Origin of the sequence: Mesorhizobium sp. CAU 1741 (assembly GCF_039839275.1) — a bacterium.
In the GTDB taxonomy this organism is placed as follows: domain Bacteria; phylum Pseudomonadota; class Alphaproteobacteria; order Rhizobiales; family Rhizobiaceae; genus Aerobium.
In genome coordinates this window covers 302,950-325,342 of sequence record NZ_JBDOQP010000006.1, presented here as the reverse complement: position 1 = coordinate 325,342, position 22,393 = coordinate 302,950, and the positions used below count along the sequence as shown (strand labels likewise).

The following is a 22,393-nucleotide window of genomic DNA, read 5'->3' as shown; positions in this document are numbered from 1 at the left end:
GGCCCGGTGAAACGGCAGGTGTGGACTATTGGGTCGGCCAGATGAACGCTGGCGCCTCGCGCGAGGCGATCTTGCTCAATTTCGCCATCAGTGCCGAGAATGTGCAGGCAAGCACCGTCGGAACGCTTCATGAAGCCGCGCCTGGATACTGGGACTTCGGTTGATCCTGCTATTGGGGACGCTGTTGCCCCATGCATTGCCTGCAGCCCAGGGTCTGCGACAACTGAAGGGTCCAATTGGAGGTTGTCGAGAGGTGTCTCGAGGGGCCGTATTGCCCCACGAGATGCACCGGACACTTTTCCAACAGCCCGCTGCCGGAGGCGGTCGACGCCTGCATCGTTGCGCGTGACCATCAAAAAGCCACCCGTCGTCGCCGTCAGCGCACCCTGAGCCGCCGCTTGCGACAGTGAAAGAGCTGGTTGGGCTGAACGGCATTGCTCCGCGCCACCAGGCTCACCGTCACGTCCGGCGCATAGGTCTCCTCGACCATCGCCAGTTTCTCAGCCGTCGTCCATCTCCGTAGGCGCTCTGGCCCGTTCAGGACCTCAATTGTCGGATTTGCTACCAGTCATAGGACAGGACACTACTCCTAAATCTTGTCCAAGAGGGAGATCGTGACCGGATCTTTCAGGGCCTATTTCAAGGCACCGATCCGCTGCATCTCTTCGCCCTGATCAAGGATCTGCGCAGCCTGTAGCGCTGCGCCGTCGCAGGGTCTTCTCTCCCTCATCATCACCCTGATCGCCCTCGGGCCATCTCTCCTTTCGCGGGACGTTAGGGCGCGCACTCTTGCGGCCTTCATCACGTCTGTCCTGGCAGGGCGCATGCGCCCTTGCAACGGCATGCGCCATCTTTCCGCTTCGCCCGCCCGCTCGCTGCCGCTCGGGGTGCAAGGGCGCCTTCTCCCTGCCTCTCCGGACGCCATCAGGCCGCGGCAGTCGCGACCTCGAACACGCGAAAGGAGACCATCATGGCCCGCAAATCAGAAAAGTTCGATGTCCATCAGGAGATCACCAACCGCATCGTCGCCGCACTCGAAGCCGCCGGCGAATTCCAGCTCCCCTGGATCAGGAGCAAGGGCGGCTCGATGAAGCGGCCCGTCAACATCGCCTCGGCGAAACCCTATAACGGCGTCAACATCCTCTCGCTCTGGGTGGCAGCACAAGCGCAGGACTACCCTTCCAACCTGTGGGGCACCTACTGCCAGTGGCAGGAACGCGGCTGCCAGGTCCGGCGCGGTGAAAAATCCTCGCTCATCGTCTTCTACAAGAAGATCGAATTCGAACAGACCGATGATGCCACCGGCGAAACCAAACATGCCGAACGGCTGATGGCCCGTGCCAGCACCGTCTTCAACGCCGCGCAGGTCGACGGCTTCACCCTGGAAACCGACGAGTCGCTGCCGGACGACCCCACCTTTGATCCGATCGAACAAGCCGAAGCCTTTGCAAAAGCCACTGGCGCCGTGATCGAAGAAGGCGGCGATCGCGCCTGCTACATCCCATCGAGCGACAGCATCAAGATGCCAGAACGCCGACGCTTCACCGGCACTTCCACCACCACGCCGGCCGAGAGCTTCTATTCCACGCTCTGCCATGAGCTGGTGCATTGGTCGGGCGCAAAACATCGCCTGGACCGGGACATGACCGGTCGCTTCGGCAGCGAAAGCTATGCAATCGAAGAACTCGTCGCCGAACTGGGGGCTGCCTTCCTGAGCGGCGATCTCGGCATTACCCAGGAGCCCCGGGCCGATCACGCACACTACATCGCCACCTGGCTCAAGGTGCTCAAGGACGACATGAAGGCCGTGTTCACCGCCGCCTCGAAAGCCAGCGAAGCCGCCAACTGGCTCGCGAACATCGATCAAGGAGACGCGCCGTAAGGCGCGCTCCAGACTCCGCGCAAGGTTGCATCCCTGCCGGTAGCCGTCTATCGCAGGAGACAAGAATTTGCTGCATCGGAAATCGCAAACGGGACACTCCATGACAGAGCAAGGTGAACGCGACCAGATAACAATGCTGACCGCCGAAATCGTATCCGCCTATGTTTCGAACAACCCGGTACCGGCAGGTGATCTGGCGAACCTCATCGGCGATATTCACAAATCGCTGGCGACACTCTCGGCCGGGGATGCTGATGCTTCTGTCGAAGCGCTCAAGCCTGCTGTCCCTGTGAAGAAGTCGGTCCAGGACGACTACATCGTCTGTCTGGAAGACGGCAAGAAGTTCAAATCGCTGAAGCGTCATCTCAGCGTCCACGGTCTGACGCCAGACGAGTACCGCAAGAAATGGGGCCTGCCCGCCGACTATCCGATGGTCGCGCCGAACTACGCTGCGCAACGTTCTGCCTTGGCAAAATCAATCGGGCTTGGACGAAAGAAAGTGGCACCGGTGCCGGCGAAGCGGGGAAAGAAGTAGATCATGCAGCACAATCTGAGCGCCTGGTTTGTGTGCCGAGGGTCACCGGAAGGGGGAGAGCTGTATTGAGCACGCCTGACCGAATCGCCGCGTTGATCACTGAGGCCCGTGAGCTTGCGAAGGTGAAGAATGCGCAGATGCTCGCATACTTGCTGGATTTGGTGCTCGTGGAAGTTGCATACGCATTTGGGCGGAAGAACCAGCAAAATCAGACCGGCGGCAGCCTGAACTAGGACTCGCCGGCCGCCATATTAGTCGAAACCGATCGAGCTTGCCGCCAGCACCCGCGTACGTTCGTCCGTCGTCAGCCTCCGTGCTTGCCGATATGCGAAAGATGATTTTGGCTATTGCCGTCGCTCGCTCTCGTTGGGCGGTACCCATGTCCCCATCCGTCGCTCTACACTGGCGCAAGTCGTGTTGCGCAAAAAGCGCCCCGCCACCTTTCGGCAGCGGGGCGAGTTGGAGCTCTTGCGGGGTGTGTCAGGCGACCGTGTAGCCGTCGTCGATGACCTGGCCGACGAGTTCGACGTTCTCGGCACTTTCCGAGAAGCCGAGCAGAACGTCGGCACGGTCCTGGCGACCACTGTCCAGTTCACCCAGCCAATAGTCGGTGCCCGCGCCCTCGGCGGAGCGGCCAAGCACGTTCTCGTAGATCTCGGCGACGAATTCCTCGTCTGAGAGGCTGCCATAGGTGGCGGCGAACTCGTTGGAGAAGATGAAGCCGGCTGCGGCGTCTTGCGCGGACAGCCCCTCGTCGAGTTCTTCAACCCAGAACTTCACGCCATCATTGTCAGGCGTGCGGTTGAAGGCGGCCTGGTAGAGCCGGTATCCGATTCCGGCGTTCTCTCCGGCACCCGTATCCAGGTAAAGGGCGCCTTCGAAGAAGGTGACGCGTTCGACATTCTCGAAGTAGTACGGCGTGTCACCGTCGGCAAAGACCACCGCGTTGGAGCCACTGGCGAAGGACAGGCCCTCGACCGAGCGGCCGAGATTCACCACGTCCAGCCCGCCGCGACCGTCGACATAGGTCGAGCTGTCCTCGGTGATCGAGAAGGTGTCGCGCCCGTCCGTGCCGATCAGCACCGTCTCGAACTTCGAGGTGTCGACATTGCCGTCCTCGTCGAGATAGTCGTCGGGATCAAGGGAGCCGTCGGGCGACAGCAAGCCCAGAACGCCGCCGAGAAGGCCCGACAGATCGAGAAGGCTGTCGGACCCGAGCAAGCCGCTCAGGTCGAGCAGTCCCCCATCGCCAAGCAAGCCGCCGAGATCAAGCACGTCGCTCTCGCCGAGCACGCCCTGGTCGTCGATGGTGACGATTCCGCCATTATCGGGCAGCACGGCAACCTCGGTGCCGAGAACATCGAGGACGACGACGCCTTCGTCATCGAGAAGATTGAGCCCAAGTATCGACTGCGTCGGGTCTTCGCCGAGCAGGCCATTGCTGAAGAGATTTCCAAGGGGCGAAGAGCCATTGGTGCCCCGCAAAAGGTTGGCCAGAGCGTCAACGACGTCGTCAGACGTACTACCCACGCCTGGCAGCAGCGGGTCCACCAATCCTTCGACTGTATCGCCGACGCCATCGACGAGATTTCCGACGCCGTCCAGTAGGTTTCCCAAAGGCATTACACTTCCTTTCCCGATTGACTATCTGTCCCCGCTACCGGCACGTGTCGACCGGTCGAATGCAATCTGGAGTTGCCGGATTAAAATTGGAATAACCTAAGCGTGCAGATTTTAGCCATCGACAACCGAGGGTCGTAGACCGGTCGGAACGCGACAGGAATGACAACAGGTCAATGGCGCTGGCATAAGTTACCGAGCGCGCTATTTTACTGTGAAGCCGACGCAATCAACTCTTTGACGCAGTGCACAAAGTAGAGGGTGCTCGCCAAAAGAAAAAGCGGCGCTGGTGGCGAACGTTTGTTTTGCAGCATCGAGGAAAGTTTGTGTGATGCCGCTACGTCACCCCATCCTTGATGCAATTTTTTTGGAGAGACTTAGCGACACAGGAATTCTTTGATTGCGCGCCAAGTAGTTCTGGCTAAAGTAAGCGGGCGGGAGGCATTGATGAATATCGAATCGAATGCGCCGGTGGGGTCCTGGGTCTGGGTTGTGGATAGCGACAAGGTGTTCGCCGATCGTGGCCTTGCATCGTACTTTGGGATGAAGCCCGTCGACGCCGCGAGAGGCCTGCCGATCAGAGCTTTTCTTGGATCAGTTCACCAGGCTGATCTGGAAGGCGTTGAAGAAGCAATCATCAAGGCAAGTGCCACGGGAGGGGCGTTTACGCGTAGCTATCGCGTCATGACTGCTTCACGAGGATGGCGACACATCGTGGCTTCTGGCACGTGTTTCCTGCCGGAGGACGGATCACCGCGCCTTTTCCCCGGCTGGATTGCAGATGTCAGTCAGGTGATGGATGGGCAGCGCAGCACTCTTGAGCGCATGCACTATATGGTCACGAAGGCAAAGACGCGGTCAGCCCAGCGGGTTGTCAATTACACGCTCGATGATGTCTTGCTGTCGATCGAAGAATTGCTGCGGGGAAACTAGGTTGCGCGTAGGCGCCGCTCTACTTCCACGCGCACGAGACGAGCGAAAAACGGGTCTGATTGGCGCTGTTCAAGAAGCTTGGCGCGATCCAGAGCGCCTGCACCATAGGATGTGCACAGCAGGTCGGCCGCCTCGATCACGGACGCACGCACGGCCACCGGATCTCCATCGCGCTGCTCCAGATCATCCGAGCGCTCAACGACAGCGGCAACGAGACCTTGCAAGGTCGCAGGTTTCGTACGCTCATCCATCTCCAGACTTTCCCAACGTCTTGTGATTCTCGAAAGACGCAGAATTTGGCAGCAAATACAGGGTTACACAACCCGTTAACATTGCAACCCATTGCGCGCAAAGCGTGAGAAAATGCGTTGTAACACATTTATGAATATCTTGGTATCGTTCCTCAGAATCACTTCTTCGTGGGGAGAATAATGATGAACTATGACCAAGCGATAAAGGTTGAGACAAAAGAAGCGCCAAGTGGTGCAGAGCGGGAATATCTCGAAGCGATAAACGGCCTAACGCATGCGAAACGGCCAACCTTTTCCCACGAGGAGGAACTTGACTACACTGCTCATCTTCTCTTGGGGTTGCTTGACATGGCCAAGGCCCGCCGCGATCGAATCCGCGCATATTTCATCGAAATGGCATATATCGAGACCTGTGATCAGCTGCGCGCACTGCATGCGAAGCGGCAGAGGAAGCTAAGTGCTGCCTAGAGCACTCACCTGATTCGGTGCCGCGCGCTTGAGCGTGGAGGAAATCCGTGGCTGTGGACGATTACAGAAGGTCTTTGGGGCGGCCCTTGGTCGAGGGCGATAAGGACGTGTTGGTTGCAGATCTTCGCCAGCTTCTGGATTTCGCGCGGGAACACAAAATGCACCAGCTGACGCAGCGACACCTTGAGAGACTTTTGACCATCGTTGCGGCGGCACGTTCATCGGGAGACGTACAGTGAAGATTTTGGTCACCGGCTCCTATGGTGCCGAAACCTCAGCATGGCGTACCAACGTGGAGATCGGCCTCGTCGCGGAAGCAAAAACGAAGCATGAGCCGGAGGAGTGCGCATGCGCGCTTGCGACAGAACTTCTGGATGTCGACCCGCACGCGATCGAACTCCAGCTGGCCGCGGCAAAAAACAGATATCCCTTCACTTGGCTGCTGCAAGCATGGCTCTGGAAAATCTGAAGTCGTTCTTTGACGATCTGTGTGAGGAGACGCACGGGGATTTTTCGCAGACGGACATCAACCAAAAGAAGGACTGATCGGTAAGTTGTTTGGCAGTGAGGGTTCCTGACAAGATGGTGAATGATTATCGCCAGATGGCAGGGGACTACGGTCAGATGGCGAAAGATCATCAATAAGGCGGCTGCAGCCCGGTCATGCAGGTGGAGATTGCGCGCACCGCGTCGATGATAGGAAAATGACAAAGGGACGCGCACGCATCATCGAAATGCTGGAGGAATCGCGCCGGCTCGCAGAGCAAGAGGGCGCCGCTATGCTGTCCTACCTTATTGACGCAGCACTTACGGAGGCGCGGAACACTGAGCCCGTATCGCCGACGAGAGGGACGGCCCACTGATGCGGACCGCGATCGTCTCGTTGTGCTGCTCAAGGCAACTCCCACGCGCGTGATCGATCTATGCGCCGGCGGCGACAATAAGGCGCGGAACGTGCCTGGTCGATGGCGACACCGGCTGGGAGCGCGGCGAGAAATGGCGCCTGATTGACATCGATACACCGGAAAATGCCGCGCATGCCAAATGCGTGAGTGAAAGTAGCGTCGTTCGCGCTCGTGTATCGTTGTTGGAGGCATGATCCACATCGTTTCGAACAGGCGGATTTGCAGCCGCGTTGACGCTTTCGCTGTCTGGTGGCCACTGCTGCGCCACCATGGCTGAGATCGGTATGGCCGGCGCTCGTCGTTCGCCCCGTTGTCGCTTGCCAATAGCCCGGCAAAGCCATTGGTCGGTTCCTTCCTCGTCTTGCCCAGCGCCGACCCATCTGCGGGCTCGATAGGGCAAGTCCGACCGAGGACCGGCTACGCCTCGATCTTGATCGCGCAACGACCCTCGCGTCTTTCTTCCCCTGCCGGACCTCACCCCGCGTCAAGGCGGGCTGGGCCCCGAAGTGCCGGCATTCCTCGCGGTGCAAGAAAGGCGCTCGTGCCGCCCTCCACTGCGTTGCGGCCCTGGCGGGTGCGGGCCTGATCGTCCCCGGTCTTTTTGACTGCCATCGAGGCCGCGAAGGGCGCGGCCCGAAACTCAGGAAAGGAATATGACAATGGCTACCATCGGGACTTTCACCAGCACCGCCAACGGCTTCAATGGCTCGATCAAGACTCTCTCCCTCAACGTAAGGGCTCGCTTGGCACGCATCAGCAATCCCTCCGACAAGGGCCCGCACTTCCGCATCTACTCCGGTGCTGTGGAATTGGGAGCCGCCTGGCAGAAGCACTCCGAACAAAGCGGTCGCGACTACCTCTCGGTCACTCTGGATGACCCCAGCTTTCCGGCTCCGATCTACGCCACCTTGGTCGAGGTGGAAGGCGAAAAGGATCTGCAGCTGATCTGGTCCCGCCCTAACCGGGACTGAACCGAACGAGCCCCGCCGGAACCGGCGGGGCTCTGCATCGAACGAAGGATTGCCGCAGCAACCGCAGCTGGACCTGTCAATCTGGTTGAACGATCGCGCGCGGCCGGTACCCCCGCCGGCGCTTGGCCTGCAGAAGTTTAAGGAAGAGATCCACCGCCTCCTTTTCGTGGCTGAACGAATGCTGGACCACGCAACCAAGTGTTCCGATCCTGCCCCATCGTCGTACCAGGCAGGGTTGGCCGAAAAGCGTTTCTTCGATCGAGAGCGTATAGAACCGCGCCATGTTTCGGCCCGCGTCGCGGCGTTCGATATAGAGGTGATAAGGCTGCACGATCATCACCAGTAGAATCGCGCAGTGCGGAATCGCTGTCCAATGACAGGTTTGAATCCACCGGGCCGGATCGATTCATGACGCTGATAGGTCGGGCTTGATCAGCAGGCCAGGCCGCGGTCGATGCAGCCTTTGCCTGAAACGTCGCGCAGAGGGAATGCTGCTCCGCCAGGGTCGATCCGCGGGTATCCAGCATTGCTCCCTTGAACCGTCAAACTGCAGCGTTGCAATCGGGAAATTCGCCGCGGCACCCCAATACCCAGAGCGAATTCGATAAGCGCGTCGGTTGTCGGGCTTGGCCATGCGCGGCCCGCCTCCTGATCGGCCAGACCTGGATGGATGGTGCGCGCAGGACCCGAAGGTTCTTCTGCCTGGAGACAAAACGCCGGACGCCATTGGCTTTGATGAGGCCTTTGTCGGCCTGCCGCTGCGTTCGTTCCCCTTGCGCCGCGTGTCGCTTTGCGAAGTGCCGGAGTCGCAGACGGCGTCATGCGGCCCGCGATACTCGATCTGCACGCTGCGGTTTACTGGGAAATGCAGTTGCGACAAACCTCAACGCACCGGGATGGCTGGTTCTTTCGCGACAGCAGTCATCGCGGTATCATCACCGAAGAAGACCGCCTCCACTCACCCACCCCGCCGCGCGAACCGGTAGGGGCAACACGAAAACGTTTGGGCGCAGTCCTCGCCGTCATGAATCCCTCGGGGTGGCATGCACCCCAAGAGACCCCACCCTTAGGCCCGAGGCTGCTTTTGTCCGCGACCACCGGCCTTTTCCTCCTGGCCCGCGCTGTCCTCGAGCTTCACCATACGATCCTTTCCCACGACGGCACTCATGTCCCGGCGCCGAAACCAGATGGCGCGCCCACATCGCAGCGGGGCATTGCCGGCGGTGAAGATGATCTGTTCGTCGGCGCGCATGCGCAGCACGTCTTGTGAGAGAATCAGCGCCCGTGCTGCCAGTTGTTTCGATCGTGTTCTTGACGATCCCGACTTTGTGGAGGATCGGCTCGTCTGGTCGACCTCGACGGTGGTGTTGCCACAGCGCCGCGAGATGTAATCAGCAGTGTCGGGATCGTTGATGGCGGCGAACGACACCCATGATGCACTCTCGAACCATTTGCTGGTCGCGTCGCGGCCGCCATAAGTCTCGCGCATTTGTCCGATCGATTGGAACAGCAGCAGGAGGCTGATGCCATATTTGCGCCCAGCATCGCGGGCCGTCTCCAAAATGCGCAGATAACCAAGGCGTGCAACCTCATCGAGCAGAAACAGGGTCCGGCCCGGCACCTTGCCGTTGCGGTTGTAGATCGCATTCAGCAATGCACCGATGATCGTGCGGGCAAGCCCCGGATGTGCCTCAAGCGTCTTGAGGTCGAGACTGACGAAGACGTCGGTCGTGCCATCTGCAATGTCGTTCGTCGCGAAACTCGCGCCCGACACGAGCGCGGCATAGTTCGGATAGCTCAACCAATGGGTCTCCTTGACCGCATTGGCGTAGACCCCGGAGAATGTCTCCGGCGTCATGGCGATGAAGGGGGCGACATTCTCCCTGACGAAATCGCTCTGGGAACCGTCGTAGATCTTTTGAAGCCGGGCGCGCAGCTTGGGCTCCGGCTCCGAAAGGTTGGCGCGCATCTGCCGCAGATGCTGGCTTGCCCGTTGCGTATGCCCGGACAGGCAGACATCGGCGATCAGCGCGGTGATAAGCTGGAGCGCTGAAGCACGAAAGAAGTCGTCGCGGATCGAGCCTGAGCGCCCCGTGTCGGTGACAATCCAATTGGCCACTGCCACCACATCCTCTTCTTTCGTGCCGCCAAAGCGTCCGATCCAGTCGAGAACGTTGAAGCCGGTCGTGGGGTCCCGGGGATCGAGGATGAACACATCGCGACCTGCGTCCCGCCGATGCTGGATCACCATCGGCGCGACCTCGTTCGATGGGTCGAGCGCGATGAGACCGCCACCCCATTTCAACGCGGTCGGTACGGTGACGCTCGTCGTCTTGAAGCCGCCCGATCCGGCAAAGACGAGACCATGCGTGGAACCGAACGAGGCGTCGAAGCACAGGAGCGGCGATCTGCCGCCGGCTCCCCAGGTCTCACGATCATCGGCGCGAAAGGTGCGGTCACAAACCGTGTCTTTGTCGACGCGAGAAGCCTCACCAACGACGATGCCGCCCTTGTCCGGAAACAGCCGCTTGGCTTCACTGATATCCATCCAGCTCGCCTCGCCGTGGATGGCCCGCTTGCCGCCCACCCGGCGTGGCGCCGATGCGGCGAAGGCTCCATTGCCAAGCAACGCAACGCGTCCCGCGAACGCGCCCGTCAACGCGACGATCAATGCGCCAATCGCAATCGCCGGATCTGCATGGGCAAGGACTGTCTGGCCGGGGGGAAGACCATTGGCGATCCCGCCCAGCCTGGTCAACTCACGCAAAGCCGCGATCGTCGTGACTACGATTGCTCCGATGAGAACGCCAAGCCCTGCCGGTGTGATCGCAGCGCGTCCTTTCGCGGCGAACACAAACATCACGCCGACGCTCGCCGCCAAGCCATAGGGCAGTGCTGTGCCGATGCGGCCGAGTATCATCTGCATCTGTTCGCTCGAACCAGACCGTGCCGTCCAGTGTTCAATGCCGGTCAGCAGGAACACGATGCCCGTCATGAGAATGGCTGGCGTTGCGAGGAACGCGATCCTAGTCGGGCTCACGCGTGAAGGCCTTCTCGCCGATCTCCATCAGGCGCGCCCGCTCAGACTCGTCCCCTATGATGCGATGCCGAGCATCGATCAGGAGGCCAAGCAGGAGTGCCCGCTTTTCGTAGCGCAGTCCCGCTTTGGCAACGAGGCCGCCGAGCGCGATCTTTTCGCGCGTATCCTTCTTGCGTGCTTCGGTGGTTTTCATCCGGTTCATCCTTTCAAGTTGCGCCATCCTGCCCCTGAGCCGCGCCAGACGTGACCGTCGTCGGCTTGCCCTGCCGCCGGCCCCTGTCTTGAAACCTCTTCGCAATTTCCGCGAAGGCTGCGACCATGTCGCTTTCCTCGATTTCCAGATCACCGAGGCCTGCCTTCACGGCGATGCGACCGATGCGCTCGGCCTCGCGCGCTTCCGCGGCCTTTAGCTGCTCGTGGAGTTTGACGATCTCTTCCCTGATGCGTGATGACGGCTTCTTCATTTCGGTTGCTCCTTGTCTGCGAGCAGCTCGCTGCAGAGGTGAGAATGGGTCGGGAGCGCGCGTAGCGCGACCCGGCGAAAAAGCCAGGTCGGCGAAGCCGACGCTTTGAGAGATCATCCCGGCGTTCCGAAGGAATGTTCCAAGGGCGCAGTAATACGTCGCTCACGCGACGTGGCTTCCCAGGCTCTTGCCAACGCGATCAATCGGCCGGAACACCATGTCGCCAATCGCCGGGAGCTGCTCCTTTCATGGCAATCACGCATTTTTCGCCGCAGATCATAGGGCGCGCCGAGGGGCGCAGTGCCGTGCTTTCGGCCGCCTATCGCCATTGCGCCCGGATGGAGCATGAAGCGGAAGCACGCATGGTGGACTATTCGGCCAAGCAGGGTCTGGCTCACGAGGAATTCCTCCTGCCGGCCGATGCGCCGGATTGGGCACGGCGACTGATCGCCGATAGGTCAGTGGCTGGCGCCGCCGAAGCCTTCTGGAACAGGGTCGAGGCATTCGAAAAGCGCGTCGATGCGCAGTTCGCCAAGGACTATGTCATCGCCCTGCCGGTGGAGCTCAGCCTGGTGCAAAATATCGCTCTGGTCCGGCAGTTTGTCGCCGAACAGGTGCTGGCGCGCGGACAGGTGGCCGACTGGGTGCTGCATGACGAGCCGGGCAATCCGCATGTGCATTTGATGACCACCTTGCGGCCACTGACCGACACAGGCTTTGGCGGCAAGAAGGTCGCGGTCATGGGCGATGACAGTCAGCCCGCCCGGACCGAGGCAGGCAAGATCCGGTATCGGCTCTGGGCCGGCGAAAAGGGTGAGTTCCTCCAACAGCGGCAAGGCTGGCTTGACCTGCAGAACCTGCATCTCGCGCGCGCCGGTCTCGACATCAAGGTCGACGGCCGTTCCTATGCCGAACAGGGCATCGGCTTCGCGCCCACCACCCATATCGGAGTGGCCGCCAAGGCGATCACACGAAAATGCGATGCCGCAGGGCGCGTTGCCGATCTCGATCGCGTCTTCCGGCATGAGGCGACGCGACGGGACAATGCACGTCGGATCGAGAAGCGGCCCCAAACCGTTCTCGACCTGGTGACGGCGGAAAAGAGCGTCTTTGATCAGCGCGACATCGCCAAGATCATTCATCGCTATGTCGACGATCCGGGGTCGTTTCAGCGACTTCTGGCACGCGTTCTCGCCAGACCTGAATGCCTTCGCCTCGATGTGGAACGTGTCGATCCGAGGACAGGTGCCCTGACCCCGCCAAAGCTGACAACGCGCGCGATGATCCGCACCGAAACGGAGATGGCCGCGCGCGCATCGTGGCTCGCCCGAGCGCGCGGATTCAGCGTCGCAGAAACGCTCCTGGCTGCAACGCTGGCGCGTCATGCCCGGCTTTCGGAAGAGCAGAAGGCGGCGATGTGGCATGTGACGCGCGCCGAGCGCATTGCGGCCATTGTCGGTCGCGCCGGTGCGGGCAAGACGACCATGATGAGAGCGGCGCGCGAGGCCTGGGAAGCGGCCGGGTACAGGGTTGTCGGTGGAACGCTTGCGGGCAAGGCGGCTGAAGGTCTTGCCAGCGAAGCCGGCATTGCATCGCGCACCCTGGCGTCCTGGGAACTGCGTTGGAAAGAAGGCAGGGACCGGCTCGATGGCGGTACAATCTTCGTTATGGATGAGGCTGGCATGGTCGCCTCACGGCAGATGGCAGGCTTTGTAAAGGCAGCCAGCCAGGCCGGTGCGAAGCTGGTTCTGGTGGGGGATGCCGATCAGCTGCAGCCCATCGACGCGGGTGCCGCCTTCCGCGCCATTACCGAGCGTATCGGCTATGCCGAACTGGAAACCGTCTATCGCCAGAGCGAGACATGGATGCGGTCCGCTTCGCTTGATCTGGCACGCGGCAACGTAGCGGCAGCGCTCGCCGCCTATCGCTCTCATGGCAAGCTCGTCAGCTCTCCGCTCAAGGCCGAGGCGGTTGAAAAGCTGATCTCGTCCTGGAACCGGGATTACGATCCAAACAAATCGTCGCTCATTCTTGCACATTTGCGCAGGGATGTTCGGGCATTGAATATCCTTGCCCGCGAGAAGCTGGTCGAGCGCGGCATGGTCGGCGCGGGGTTCACCTACACAACGCAAGATGGTGCGCGCCACTTCGATGCCGGCGACCAGATCGTCTTCCTTCAAAATGACCCAGCGCTCGGCGTCAAGAACGGCATGATCGGCAGGGTGCTTTCGGCTGCGCCAGGACGGATCGTGGCGGAAGTCGGTGAAGGACATGGCAAGCACCAAGTCGAAGTCGTTGCGCAGCGCTATCGCCATATCGATCATGGTTACGCCACGACGATCCACAAATCGCAAGGTACAACGGTCGACCAGGTCAAGGTGCTGGCATCGCTCTCGCTCGACCGTCACCTGACTTATGTCGCCATGACACGCCATCGCCAGGATCTCGAGGTGCACTATGGCAGGCGATCGTTCCAAATCGCCGGCGGGTTGGAAAGGCTCCTGGGGCAGCGCAACACCAAGGAAACAACGCTGGACTATGCCGATGTCGGCTTCTACCGGCAGGCACTGAACTTCGCCAATCGTCGCGGTCTGCACCTGATGCGCGTTGCGCGCACACTGGTTCGCGATCGGCTCGACTGGACGTTGCGCCAGAAAACCCGTCTTGCGGAGCTGGGCCAGGCCCTTTTGTCGGTTGGTGCTCGCCTGCGCCTTTTCGATGCGAATGAGCCGGCCAGGCCCCAGCCAACACACAGCGCGGCGCCCATGGTCCAGGGCATCACGCGTTTTGCCATGTCGGTCTCCGACGCGGCACAACAGCAGCTGCAGCTGGATGCGGGACTTGCCAAGCAGTGGGATATTCTGTCCGGACGCATCCGTTCAATCTATGTTGAACCGGATGCCGCATTGCGCGCCATGCGCTTCGAGACACTTCTGACGGATGCCGAAGCGGCACGCAACACTGTGCTGCAGATAGAGCAGCGACCGCGATCGTTCGGACAGCTGCGTGGCAGGGAAGGACTGTTTGCCGGCAAGGCGGATCGGAGGGACCGTGAGGTTGCTCTGGCAAACCTTCCCGCCCTGCGGCGCGACATTGAACGCTTTGTGCGCATGCGCGAGGCGGCGATGAACACGCTGATCGCAAACGAACAGGTGAAGCGACAGAAGGTGGCGATCGACATCCCTGCTTTGTCGCCGGCAGCGACCGCGGTCCTTGGAAGAGTGGGCGACGCCATCGACCGCGACGACCTGCCGGCCGCACTGGAATTTGCCCCTGCCAACGGCACGCTCAAGGCTGAGATCGACGCCTTCAGCACGAAGGTGTCTGAGCGGTTCGGGGACCGGACGTTGCTGTCGTCTGCGGCAAAAGAAGCGCACGGTCCTGCCTTCGACAAGGCCGCACTCGGTCTGCCTGCAAGTGAAAGGCGCAAGCTCGCCACGGCCTGGCCGTTGCTGCGCGCTGGCCAGCAGTTGGCAGCGCATGAGCGCAGCGCAAAGGCGTTGCAGGAGGCCGAGGCCTTGCATCAATCGCAGCGCCTTGGTGTGGCACTCAAATGAAGCGGGGGCGGGTCGGCATCATATGCGTGGCGCTGCTCGTGGCTCTGCCGATCGCTCTGTCTGGCTTGGGGTGGCTGGGAGGGTTCCGTATCAATCTTACACCGAGCTATCCGCTCGGGCTGTGGCGCATCATTCCGCTCCATCGTCAGGTCGGCATCGGCGATCTGGTCTTCATATGCCCTCCCCCCACGCGGACCTTCGAGCTTGCGCGTGAGCGCGGATATGTTCGATCCGGCCTTTGCCCGGGCTGGATCAGCCCACTGATCAAGACGGTCACCGGCTTGCCCGGGCAGCGCGTCGAGATCGGCAACGCAGTGACCATCGAAAACGAGCCGATCGTTGCGTCCACACTCCAGCGAACCGATGGCGAAGGCAGGATGCTTGCCGCGCATTCCGGTGGCTTCGTGCCGGACGACCACGTCTATCTCCACTCCGATTTCGCAGGTTCTTATGACTCTCGCTATTTCGGACCGATCCCCGCCGACGGTCTGCTCGGTCTCGCCTGGCCGGTCATCACCATGGCGCCATGACATGTTCATATCCGTGGGGCTGACCATCGTCGCCATGGTCGCGGGGCTGATTGGTTGGAGCGGTGATCCCCTCCTTTTGCCAGTTGCGGTGCTTTTTCCAGCACTCTGGTCGATGGCACCAAGGCGGGCGGTGGCGGTCACGGTGGCGGGGGCCTATTTTCTTGCGGCTTCCCGCGGGTTGCCGCAGGGCGTGGCGAATTTCTACGGCACCGACATGAGCGCCGGGCTAGCGCTCTGGCTGGCTGCTTCCGCCGGCTTCGTTCTGGTTCATTCCATGGCCTGGACCGCTCGACCGGGCTGGGGACGTGTTGGTCGATATGCCTTCGCCGCGGCTCTTATGAGCGTTCCACCGTTTGGCATTGTGGGTTGGGCGCATCCCATTACCGCGGCAGGAATACTGTTTCCGGGGTGGGGTTGGTGGGGACTGGTCGCGGCGGCGATCGGCCTGGTCGTCATGACCACAAGATATCGGTCGATCGCCATTCTCACACTTGGCGGGTTCTGGTGCTTGTCCGCCGCCACATGGACACTGCCCGAAAGCCTGCCGGGATGGGTCGGGGTCGACACGCAGTTTCGCGGCGGCTACGGGCACGCTGCGGGATATCGACAGCATCTTGATACCATCGGGCTGGTGCGGGAAGCGGCGGCCGATGGAGCCAAAGTCATCGTCCTGCCCGAGGGGGCTTTGGGGATCTGGACCCCGACGACGGAAAAGCTCTGGGGCAACGCACTTGCAGGCTTGAATGTCGTCGTCAATGCCGGCGCCGTTACCATCGTTCACAATGGCTACGACAATGTCATGATGGAGATTTCCCGACATGGCGCGAAAACGATTTACCGGGAAAGAATGCCGGTCCCGGTGTCCATGTGGCAACCATGGCTGTCATGGTCGGGGCAGGTCGCGGGTGCAAGAGCGCACTTTATCGCCAACCCAATCGCCAGTCTCGCAGGGCGGCAAATCGCACCGCTGATCTGCTATGAACAACTGCTCGTCTGGCCGATCGTGCAATCAGCGGTGTTTTCTCCAGACATCATTGTCGCCACCGGCAATGGCTGGTGGACGCAAGGCACCAATATCGTCGCCATCCAGAAGGCCGGGATCAGGGCATGGGCGCGGCTCTTCGATCGCCCTCTCGTCCTTGCCTTCAACACCTAAAGGAGCCGCCACGTCGGCGCCCTGTCTTTATCGAACCGAAAGTTCTGCACGTGCGCCCGCCGCTTGCTTGGTTGCCCTGACAACGCCAAGGCATGAGACGAACTGCGCTTAGATGGACATTGCGCAGCAGTTTGCCGCGGAAGGTCCTGACGCCCGCGGATCTGCCGGGTCTAGAGCCGCGCTGGCCGTCAATCCCGGAATCTGATGAGGGAAGGGTTACGCCGCGCCAACATACTTGCCCCATCGACTGTGAGGACGGAGATAAACGTGGGAGCGGGCTCGAAATCGAGGCGAAACAGCCGTACTTCCCCACACCACGGTGTCGGGATGGCGATTGCTCATCATGGAGAGTTGCTGCAAGGCGTCTTCGAAGACGAAAACGGGCGGCTGCATCGCGGTCTGGTCACACTTCCTCTGCCATGCAAGACCGCGCGGGCCAATTTCCAGCCCGCCGCTTCACGCGTCATCACCGTCCATGCGCGTGGCAAGACCAAGGCCGTCACTGCGGCGCGTTTGACGCTCGATCATCTCGGTATCGCTGCAGGCGGAGCGCTCGAGATCGACAGTGACATTCCGGTGGGTCATGGCTATGGCTCTTCCACTGCGGATGTTGTTGCGACCATCCGCGCGGTGGCGGCAGCATATTCCCAGCCATTGGCACCACCTCGCATCGCTCGCATAGCGGTCGACGCCGAACAAGCCAGCGATGCCATCGCGTTCGATGATCAGGCCGTCCTCTTCGCCCAAAGGGAGGGTATCGTCCTGGAGGATTTCGGCGGCGCCCTGCCGCCCATGCTCGTGGTCGGCTGCAAGGCCAATGGTGGGCTGCCGATCGACACCTTGAAGTTATCACCCGCACGTTATGATGGTCAGGAGATCCAGCAATTTCGCGTCCTGCGCGGCCTGGTTGCTCATGCCATCCGTCATCAGGACCCGATCTGTCTTGGCCGCGCGGCAACCGCGAGCGCATGGATCAGTCAGCGGCGGTTGCCCAAGCAGCATCTCGAACAGGCTATGGCCATCGCACAGAGCGCCGGTGCCTGTGGCATTCAGGTGGCGCATAGCGGCTCGCTGGTCGGCATCTTGTTCGACGTCGCCGACAAGGATGTGTCGCAGCGCAGCAGGCGCGCCGCGGCAACTTTGCAGACGGCCGGATTTGTCGATGTGGAGATCTGTCCGACCCATCGTGGCGGGGCGGCATGGTAGCCTTGGGCGCCGATTATTTCCGGGCGCTGGAAACCCCGCGTATGGCCAGGCTGGCGCCCAACGTGTTCGCAGCAGCCTTCCCACTCATGAAGCTGATGCCGGCGCGCTATATCCTCGATCGCGCTTGCGCAGACGGCGTGCTGACTGCTGGGACACGCATTGTCGAAACGACATCCGGCACTTTTGGAATGGCGCTTGCTCTGCTCGCCGCCGCCCGCGGATATCCATTGACCTTGGTCACTGCTGCAAGCCTCATTGACGCGACCTACGCAAGACGTCTGCAAATGCTAGGTGTAAGCTTGGTCGTCAGCCCGGACGAGCAAGGCAACGGTGATCAGCGAGCGCGCCTCGATGAGGTCAATCGCATTCGACGCTACGAGCCGGGCAGCTTCTGGCCACGGCAATATGACAATCCGGAAAACGCCATTGCCTATGCAAGGCTCGCCGAACTCTTGGTACGTACGGTCAGCAAGATCGACTATCTGGTTGGGTGTGTGGGAAGTGGCGGCTCGCTGTGCGGGACTGGCACGTTCCTGCGGGCAATGTTTCCGGATCTCGCAATCATCGCGGTCGACACACATCGTAGCGTCCTGTTTGGCCAGCCAGCTGGCAAACGGCTCCTTCGCGGTCTCGGCAACAGCGTTCTGCCCGCCAATCTGCAGCATGACCTCGTTGACGAAGTGCATTGGATCGGTGCCTACCCTGCTTTCAGGGAGGCAAGTCGATTGTTGCGACAGCATGGCATCTTTCAGGGGCCAACAAGCGCGGCCGCCGCGCTGGCTGCCCGGTGGGTGGCACGCAGTCATCCCGACGCGCGGGTCGCGCTCATCATGGCGGACGAAGGATATCGTTATGTCGACACCGTTTTTAATGATGCATGGCTTGCCAAACTTCCCGGTTGGTCCTCGCCGACGTTGCCAGAACCGATCTTGCTCAGCGCCATTGAACCTGCGTCCGAGGCAGAATGGACCCGGTTTGCCTGGGAAAGGCGGAGTCTTGCCGAGGTCGTGGGCGCCCATTCAGACAATCAGGAGCCTGCGCCGGGACGGTCTTGAGACCGATCAGACTTGAGGAGCCATCAACGCGGCACGGTTGCGACCCAGCCACTCCCAGGCTCGATCTGTCGATTGAAAGCTCACATCGTTCGCCGACTGCTCGACCGATCGATCAAGATCCTTCAATCCGCTGGCGGTGACCACCGCGACCACACGATCATGGGAGGCAATGACGCCCTCGCTGCGCAGTCTTGAGATCGCCAGAAGCGGCGTGACGGACGCCAGTTCGGCAAACAACCCTTCACTGCGGGCCAGACGCTCCTGCATGTCCACAAGCCCATCATTGTTGACGGGTATTGCGCAACCGGAGGAGTCGCGCAGCGCCTTGAGGGCCTGGTAGGCACTGCGCGGCGCGCCAATCGACACGGCAAGGCTTTCGAACCCGCCATCGCGCTCTTCGAGCATGTCGCTTCCTGTGGAAAGCGCGCGTGCCAGCGTGCCGTGCACCTCGGCTGCCACCATCCTTGGCAGTTTCACAATCGTGCCTTGTGCAAACAGTTCCAAGAAACCTGCCCAGACACCGGATAGAGCGTCGCCATAACACACGGGCAGCACGCACCAGTCGGGCGCCTGACCGTCCAACTGCTCGACAAGCTCATAAGCAATCGTCTTGTAGCCTTCGATGCCCAGCGGGTGGCTGCCTACGACTGGCGCGCGGTAAGGCGATGCGATGAACCAACCATGACGCTCTGCGGCTTGCGCAAGCAGCGTCCACCGGTCCATTTTGTCGACCAGCGGCACTACCGTGGCACCATATTTCCTGATCTGGGCCAGCATCGGGCCGGCCGATCCAGTAAATGTGGTCACGACACAGCGCAGATCCGCGCGTGCGGCGTAAGCGGCAAGCGAGGCGCCGGCATTTCCAGATGAGGCCGTAGCGACGACCCGCGAGCCTCTGGCGCGCGCGACCGATACGGCCACCGTCGAGAAGCGATCCTTGTGTGACCAGGTCGGGTTGCGGCCCTCGTCCTTGATGGCAAGATTTGGCACGCCCAGGTAGCGGCCGATGCGTGTCGCTTCGGTAAGGGGCGTCAAACCCTCACCGAGCGAAACCGCGTCGTGTGCCGCGCATGGCAGGACATGGTCATAGCGCCAGAGTGAGTGTCGTGCGCGCTGTGCACCCGCTGACGGCGTCGCAGCCGCGGCATAGCATGGGCGTAGATTTGAGGGAGCTGTCTCCCGGCAAGCCGGGCATCCTGTGGAATCAAGTTCGATCGTCGCCGGATAGGACGCCTCGCAACGCAGGCATGCAAATCCGACGACTTGGGATCGGTCCAGTTTCGACGGATCGCTCCTGTGATCGGAAAGCCACCGTGGCCGCCCATCAGCGATGGGCTCGCTTACATTGTCCAAAGGCGTGCCGAGAAGGTCGGGGGGCATTGTGTCTCCCATATCCGGGGTCGCTGTGTGGCAGCCGGTTCAAACAGTCAGGGGCCACTGTGTCAACGCAGAATGTGCATTATAGTGTGTCGTACTAAAATGTGCATCGGCACAGTCTCGCGGCATGAATCTTCGCGCTGTGTTTGGCTTGAACGTGCAGCGGCTTCGAAGGGAAAGAAGGCTATCGCAGGAGCAGCTGTCTTTCGTTTCGGGCCTGACGCGGGCTCACATAAGCAATGTTGAGGCCGGACGGCAAAACGCCACTTTGGACACGCTCGAATCTCTGGCCCGTGCCCTGAATGTCAAGGCGCACGAGTTGATCCTGGATCATCGGCCACGGCACGGGGCTCGCTGAGCATAGCTGTCACAACGCACTCATCCCAAAACGACGACGGCACAGTGCGCCTTCGAGCCATGCTGTGCTTCCCTTTTGAAGTCATCATGGGGAGGAGCCTGCAGCCGATGCGACCAAGGTCAAGACCTCCCACTTTACCAGATGTCGCGTCGGTGAAAAATCAGGCGCGCCAAGCGCGTCTGGCGTGCGGGTGCGCCCTCCTCTTCAACGGTACCATCGGGGTGCAGCAATCCAGATGACACCCTCGCCTGACGATCTGACAGGTGCGACCGACTGCATGAAACAAAACTGAAGCAGTTGAGCGCCATGCCTCAATGTGCCGCCCAACCATGCCTGACCGCTGGCAAATCATCACGCTGTGCACACCGATCGGCTCGCGCAGTCTTCGCGTGAGAAAAGCGGGGGAGAGGCGCAGTCGAAATGTCGAGCCAGAAGCACGATAGACGAACGTCATTCAGCATCCAATTCGATACAACATATATGGAATGCGATAATCGCGGAGATTAATGCGTTTCAGAAACGGATTTCCGAACATCATCAGTTGAACATGACTACTAGAGTAAACATTCGACACAGGCGGCGTTGAAGATCGCAAGGAGGCGTATCTACTATCTCGCTCATGCGAGATGGGCGGGAGAAATCTTGATGGAAGCGGGGCTTGCGGGGCTTTTCGACACCATATCCGCAATCGATGCGGCGCTGACATCCCAAGACGTACTGGCGAGATTCCGTGCCGAGTTGAACAAGTTCGGCTTGGACAATTCGTTGATCACAGGATTGCCGGTCCCCCACGACAGTATTTGGCATCGTGCAGTCGTTTACGACGGATGGTCCCCTGAGTGGTTCGAGCGCTACGACGCACAGGGTCATTTCGTTCATGATCCGTGTGCGGCACACAGCCGCTTGAGCGACAGACCATTCTTTTGGCACCAGCTGCCTGAGGGCCGCATGCGTGGACGCGCCAGGCAGGTTATGAACGAAGCGACGGAATTTGGCATGAGAGATGGGCTTTGCGTTCCTATTCATATCCCTCTTGCAGGGCCTGCAGTGGTGACCGCCGCCGGCGAACATGTGGAGGTCCCTCCGGCCGCACTGCCGTTCATTGAGACGGTCTGTGTGCACACGTTTCGTAAGCTCGGCGGGCTGGAGACCGCCGTCGGCGATGAGGATCGACCGCCCCTGACACCGAGGGAACGGGAACTTCTGCAATGGGCCGGCCAGGGAAAGTCAGGCGAGGATGTGTCCTGCATACTTGGAATCACCCTCAACACCGTCGAGAGCCATCATCGCAATATCCGCAACAAGCTCGATGTCAGCAACATCCTTCACGCCGTGGTGAAAGCCATCCGAAGGGGTGAGATCCAGATATAGCAATGCCGGAATTCCGTCATTCGACATCCCGCAGCGCGTGACTACCATCCAACTGCGGGAGAATGTCATGGTTCGCATACAGGTCATCACCTGGGAAAACAGAAAGAAGCACCGGCGCATCCTCGAGCGCTATTTTCGCATTCGTCATGAGATCTACGTGGACAAGCGCCAATGGCGGGCTGTCGCACGCCCGATCAACATCGAGATGGACGCGTACGATAATCAACGCGCCATCTACTTGATTGCGCTGGATGACACCGGCAAGATCGTGGGCGGCTCTCGCTTCGGCCCCACTTTGCACCCTCACCTTCTGGCAGACGTCTTTCCGAGCCTGGCACGCGGCAATCCGCCAAGGGCTGCGGACATCGTAGAATGGACTCGCTTCTTCGTGAGCCCCGCCTTGCGCGTTCGCGGCCGATCATCCCCGGTTGCAGGGATCGTCCTTTGCGGCGTCATGGAGGTGGCGTGCAAGATCGGTATGCGAAAAATCACGGTCGTATGCGAGTCGTTCTGGCCGAAGCGGCTGCGCGCGCTTGGCTGGAGCGTGATCGAGCTCGGCGACGTTCTGGACCATCCGGATGGAGACATCGTGGCCCTCCAGATCGATATTACCGCCGAGGCCCTCTCGAGCACACGCAAGGCCTATGGCATCAAAGAGCCAATCGCGATCGACATGCCGGGGCCAACCGACGCGGCCTGAACAGTGGTCGCCTG

22 protein-coding genes and 1 pseudogene are annotated in these 22,393 nt (G+C 60.8%); 15 read left to right on the top strand and 8 right to left on the bottom strand.

Annotation, left to right across the window (positions count from 1 at the left end; translation table 11 throughout):
* Positions 1-371: 371 nt before the first annotated feature.
* Positions 372-550: pseudogene (locus tag AAFN84_RS22440) on the bottom strand (transposase); the annotation flags it as partial.
* A gap of 420 nt (positions 551-970) precedes the next feature.
* Here AAFN84_RS22440 and AAFN84_RS22435 point away from each other — a divergent pair.
* The 3 genes from AAFN84_RS22435 (at position 971) to AAFN84_RS22425 (ending at position 2,650) form a co-directional block, all read left to right on the top strand.
* Positions 971-1,882, top strand: coding sequence for a zincin-like metallopeptidase domain-containing protein (locus AAFN84_RS22435; RefSeq protein ID WP_347516929.1), 912 nt, complete (start codon positions 971-973; stop codon positions 1,880-1,882).
* A gap of 100 nt (positions 1,883-1,982) precedes the next feature.
* The gene (locus AAFN84_RS22430) at positions 1,983-2,417 is read left to right on the top strand and encodes a MucR family transcriptional regulator (protein ID WP_347516928.1); all 435 of its coding nucleotides are present in this window, start codon (positions 1,983-1,985) and stop codon (positions 2,415-2,417) included.
* 65 nt (positions 2,418-2,482) lie between these two features.
* Positions 2,483-2,650: a hypothetical protein gene (locus AAFN84_RS22425; RefSeq protein ID WP_347516927.1), complete on the top strand. Its 168-nt coding sequence runs from the start codon at positions 2,483-2,485 to the stop codon at positions 2,648-2,650.
* A gap of 247 nt (positions 2,651-2,897) precedes the next feature.
* Here the strand turns inward: AAFN84_RS22425 and AAFN84_RS22420 are convergent, their stop codons facing one another.
* The gene (locus tag AAFN84_RS22420) at positions 2,898-4,040 is read right to left on the bottom strand and encodes a DUF4214 domain-containing protein (protein ID WP_347516926.1); all 1,143 of its coding nucleotides are present in this window, start codon (positions 4,038-4,040) and stop codon (positions 2,898-2,900) included.
* 444 nt (positions 4,041-4,484) lie between these two features.
* Between AAFN84_RS22420 and AAFN84_RS22415 the strand changes: the two genes are divergently transcribed.
* On the top strand, positions 4,485-4,970 hold the full coding sequence (locus AAFN84_RS22415) for a PAS domain-containing protein (protein ID WP_347516925.1): 486 nt from the start codon (positions 4,485-4,487) through the stop codon (positions 4,968-4,970).
* Here AAFN84_RS22415 and AAFN84_RS22410 read toward each other — a convergent pair.
* Positions 4,967-5,221: a hypothetical protein gene (locus AAFN84_RS22410; protein ID WP_347516924.1), complete on the bottom strand. Its 255-nt coding sequence runs from the start codon at positions 5,219-5,221 to the stop codon at positions 4,967-4,969. The two genes, AAFN84_RS22415 and AAFN84_RS22410, sit on opposite strands and share 4 nt — an antisense overlap.
* Positions 5,222-5,404: 183 nt before the next feature.
* On the opposite strand from AAFN84_RS22410, the gene AAFN84_RS22405 reads away from it, so the two are divergent.
* The 3 genes from AAFN84_RS22405 to AAFN84_RS22395 all read left to right on the top strand — a co-directional run bounded on the left by AAFN84_RS22405 (position 5,405) and on the right by AAFN84_RS22395 (position 7,565).
* Positions 5,405-5,689 (top strand): hypothetical protein, encoded by a 285-nt coding sequence (locus AAFN84_RS22405; RefSeq protein WP_347516923.1) that lies wholly within the window; start codon positions 5,405-5,407, stop codon positions 5,687-5,689.
* A gap of 235 nt (positions 5,690-5,924) precedes the next feature.
* The gene (locus AAFN84_RS22400; RefSeq protein ID WP_347516922.1) at positions 5,925-6,158 is read left to right on the top strand and encodes a hypothetical protein; all 234 of its coding nucleotides are present in this window, start codon (positions 5,925-5,927) and stop codon (positions 6,156-6,158) included.
* A 1,095-nt stretch (positions 6,159-7,253) separates the two neighbouring features.
* Positions 7,254-7,565 (top strand): DUF736 domain-containing protein, encoded by a 312-nt coding sequence (locus tag AAFN84_RS22395; protein ID WP_347516921.1) that lies wholly within the window; start codon positions 7,254-7,256, stop codon positions 7,563-7,565.
* 76 nt (positions 7,566-7,641) lie between these two features.
* Here AAFN84_RS22395 and AAFN84_RS22390 read toward each other — a convergent pair whose 3' ends face one another.
* The 4 genes from AAFN84_RS22390 to AAFN84_RS22375 all read right to left on the bottom strand — a co-directional run bounded on the left by AAFN84_RS22390 (position 7,642) and on the right by AAFN84_RS22375 (position 11,069).
* Positions 7,642-7,902: a WGR domain-containing protein gene (locus AAFN84_RS22390; protein WP_347516946.1), complete on the bottom strand. Its 261-nt coding sequence runs from the start codon at positions 7,900-7,902 to the stop codon at positions 7,642-7,644.
* A 729-nt stretch (positions 7,903-8,631) separates the two neighbouring features.
* Complete coding sequence (gene traG / locus AAFN84_RS22385; RefSeq protein WP_347516920.1) at positions 8,632-10,605, bottom strand: Ti-type conjugative transfer system protein TraG; 1,974 nt, start codon at positions 10,603-10,605, stop codon at positions 8,632-8,634.
* On the bottom strand, positions 10,592-10,807 hold the full coding sequence (gene traD / locus AAFN84_RS22380; protein WP_347516919.1) for a conjugal transfer protein TraD: 216 nt from the start codon (positions 10,805-10,807) through the stop codon (positions 10,592-10,594). Before traD ends, traG begins: the two co-directional genes overlap by 14 nt.
* Before the next feature lie 4 nt (positions 10,808-10,811).
* On the bottom strand, positions 10,812-11,069 hold the full coding sequence (locus AAFN84_RS22375; RefSeq protein WP_347516918.1) for a TraC family protein: 258 nt from the start codon (positions 11,067-11,069) through the stop codon (positions 10,812-10,814).
* Between the two features lie 248 nt (positions 11,070-11,317).
* Here AAFN84_RS22375 and traA point away from each other — a divergent pair, with 248 nt between their 5' ends.
* The 5 genes from traA to AAFN84_RS22350 all read left to right on the top strand — a co-directional run bounded on the left by traA (position 11,318) and on the right by AAFN84_RS22350 (position 18,573).
* Entirely contained in the window at positions 11,318-14,626 is a 3,309-nt protein-coding gene (gene traA, locus AAFN84_RS22370) for a Ti-type conjugative transfer relaxase TraA (RefSeq protein WP_347516917.1), read from the top strand.
* Entirely contained in the window at positions 14,623-15,156 is a 534-nt protein-coding gene (gene traF, locus AAFN84_RS22365) for a conjugative transfer signal peptidase TraF (RefSeq protein WP_347516916.1), read from the top strand. Before traA ends, traF begins: the two co-directional genes overlap by 4 nt.
* A 13-nt stretch (positions 15,157-15,169) precedes the next feature.
* On the top strand, positions 15,170-16,312 hold the full coding sequence (locus AAFN84_RS22360) for a conjugal transfer protein TraB (RefSeq protein ID WP_347516915.1): 1,143 nt from the start codon (positions 15,170-15,172) through the stop codon (positions 16,310-16,312).
* Between the two features lie 267 nt (positions 16,313-16,579).
* Positions 16,580-17,518, top strand: a complete 939-nt coding sequence (locus tag AAFN84_RS22355) for a kinase (protein WP_347516914.1) — start codon at positions 16,580-16,582, stop codon at positions 17,516-17,518.
* Complete coding sequence (locus tag AAFN84_RS22350) at positions 17,512-18,573, top strand: pyridoxal-phosphate dependent enzyme (RefSeq protein WP_347516913.1); 1,062 nt, start codon at positions 17,512-17,514, stop codon at positions 18,571-18,573. The genes AAFN84_RS22355 and AAFN84_RS22350 overlap by 7 nt, the downstream gene beginning before the upstream one ends.
* A gap of 6 nt (positions 18,574-18,579) precedes the next feature.
* Here the strand turns inward: AAFN84_RS22350 and AAFN84_RS22345 are convergent, their stop codons facing one another.
* Positions 18,580-19,851, bottom strand: coding sequence for a threonine synthase (locus AAFN84_RS22345; RefSeq protein WP_347516945.1), 1,272 nt, complete (start codon positions 19,849-19,851; stop codon positions 18,580-18,582).
* Between the two features lie 226 nt (positions 19,852-20,077).
* Between AAFN84_RS22345 and AAFN84_RS22340 the strand changes: the two genes are divergently transcribed.
* The 3 genes from AAFN84_RS22340 to AAFN84_RS22330 all read left to right on the top strand — a co-directional run bounded on the left by AAFN84_RS22340 (position 20,078) and on the right by AAFN84_RS22330 (position 22,379).
* Entirely contained in the window at positions 20,078-20,308 is a 231-nt protein-coding gene (locus tag AAFN84_RS22340) for a helix-turn-helix transcriptional regulator (RefSeq protein WP_347516912.1), read from the top strand.
* A gap of 645 nt (positions 20,309-20,953) precedes the next feature.
* Positions 20,954-21,679 (top strand): LuxR family transcriptional regulator, encoded by a 726-nt coding sequence (locus AAFN84_RS22335; protein WP_347516911.1) that lies wholly within the window; start codon positions 20,954-20,956, stop codon positions 21,677-21,679.
* 67 nt (positions 21,680-21,746) lie between these two features.
* Positions 21,747-22,379 carry an acyl-homoserine-lactone synthase gene (locus tag AAFN84_RS22330; RefSeq protein WP_347516910.1) on the top strand — a complete coding sequence of 211 codons (633 nt, stop codon included), beginning with the start codon at positions 21,747-21,749 and terminating at the stop codon, positions 22,377-22,379.
* Positions 22,380-22,393 lie beyond the last annotated feature (14 nt).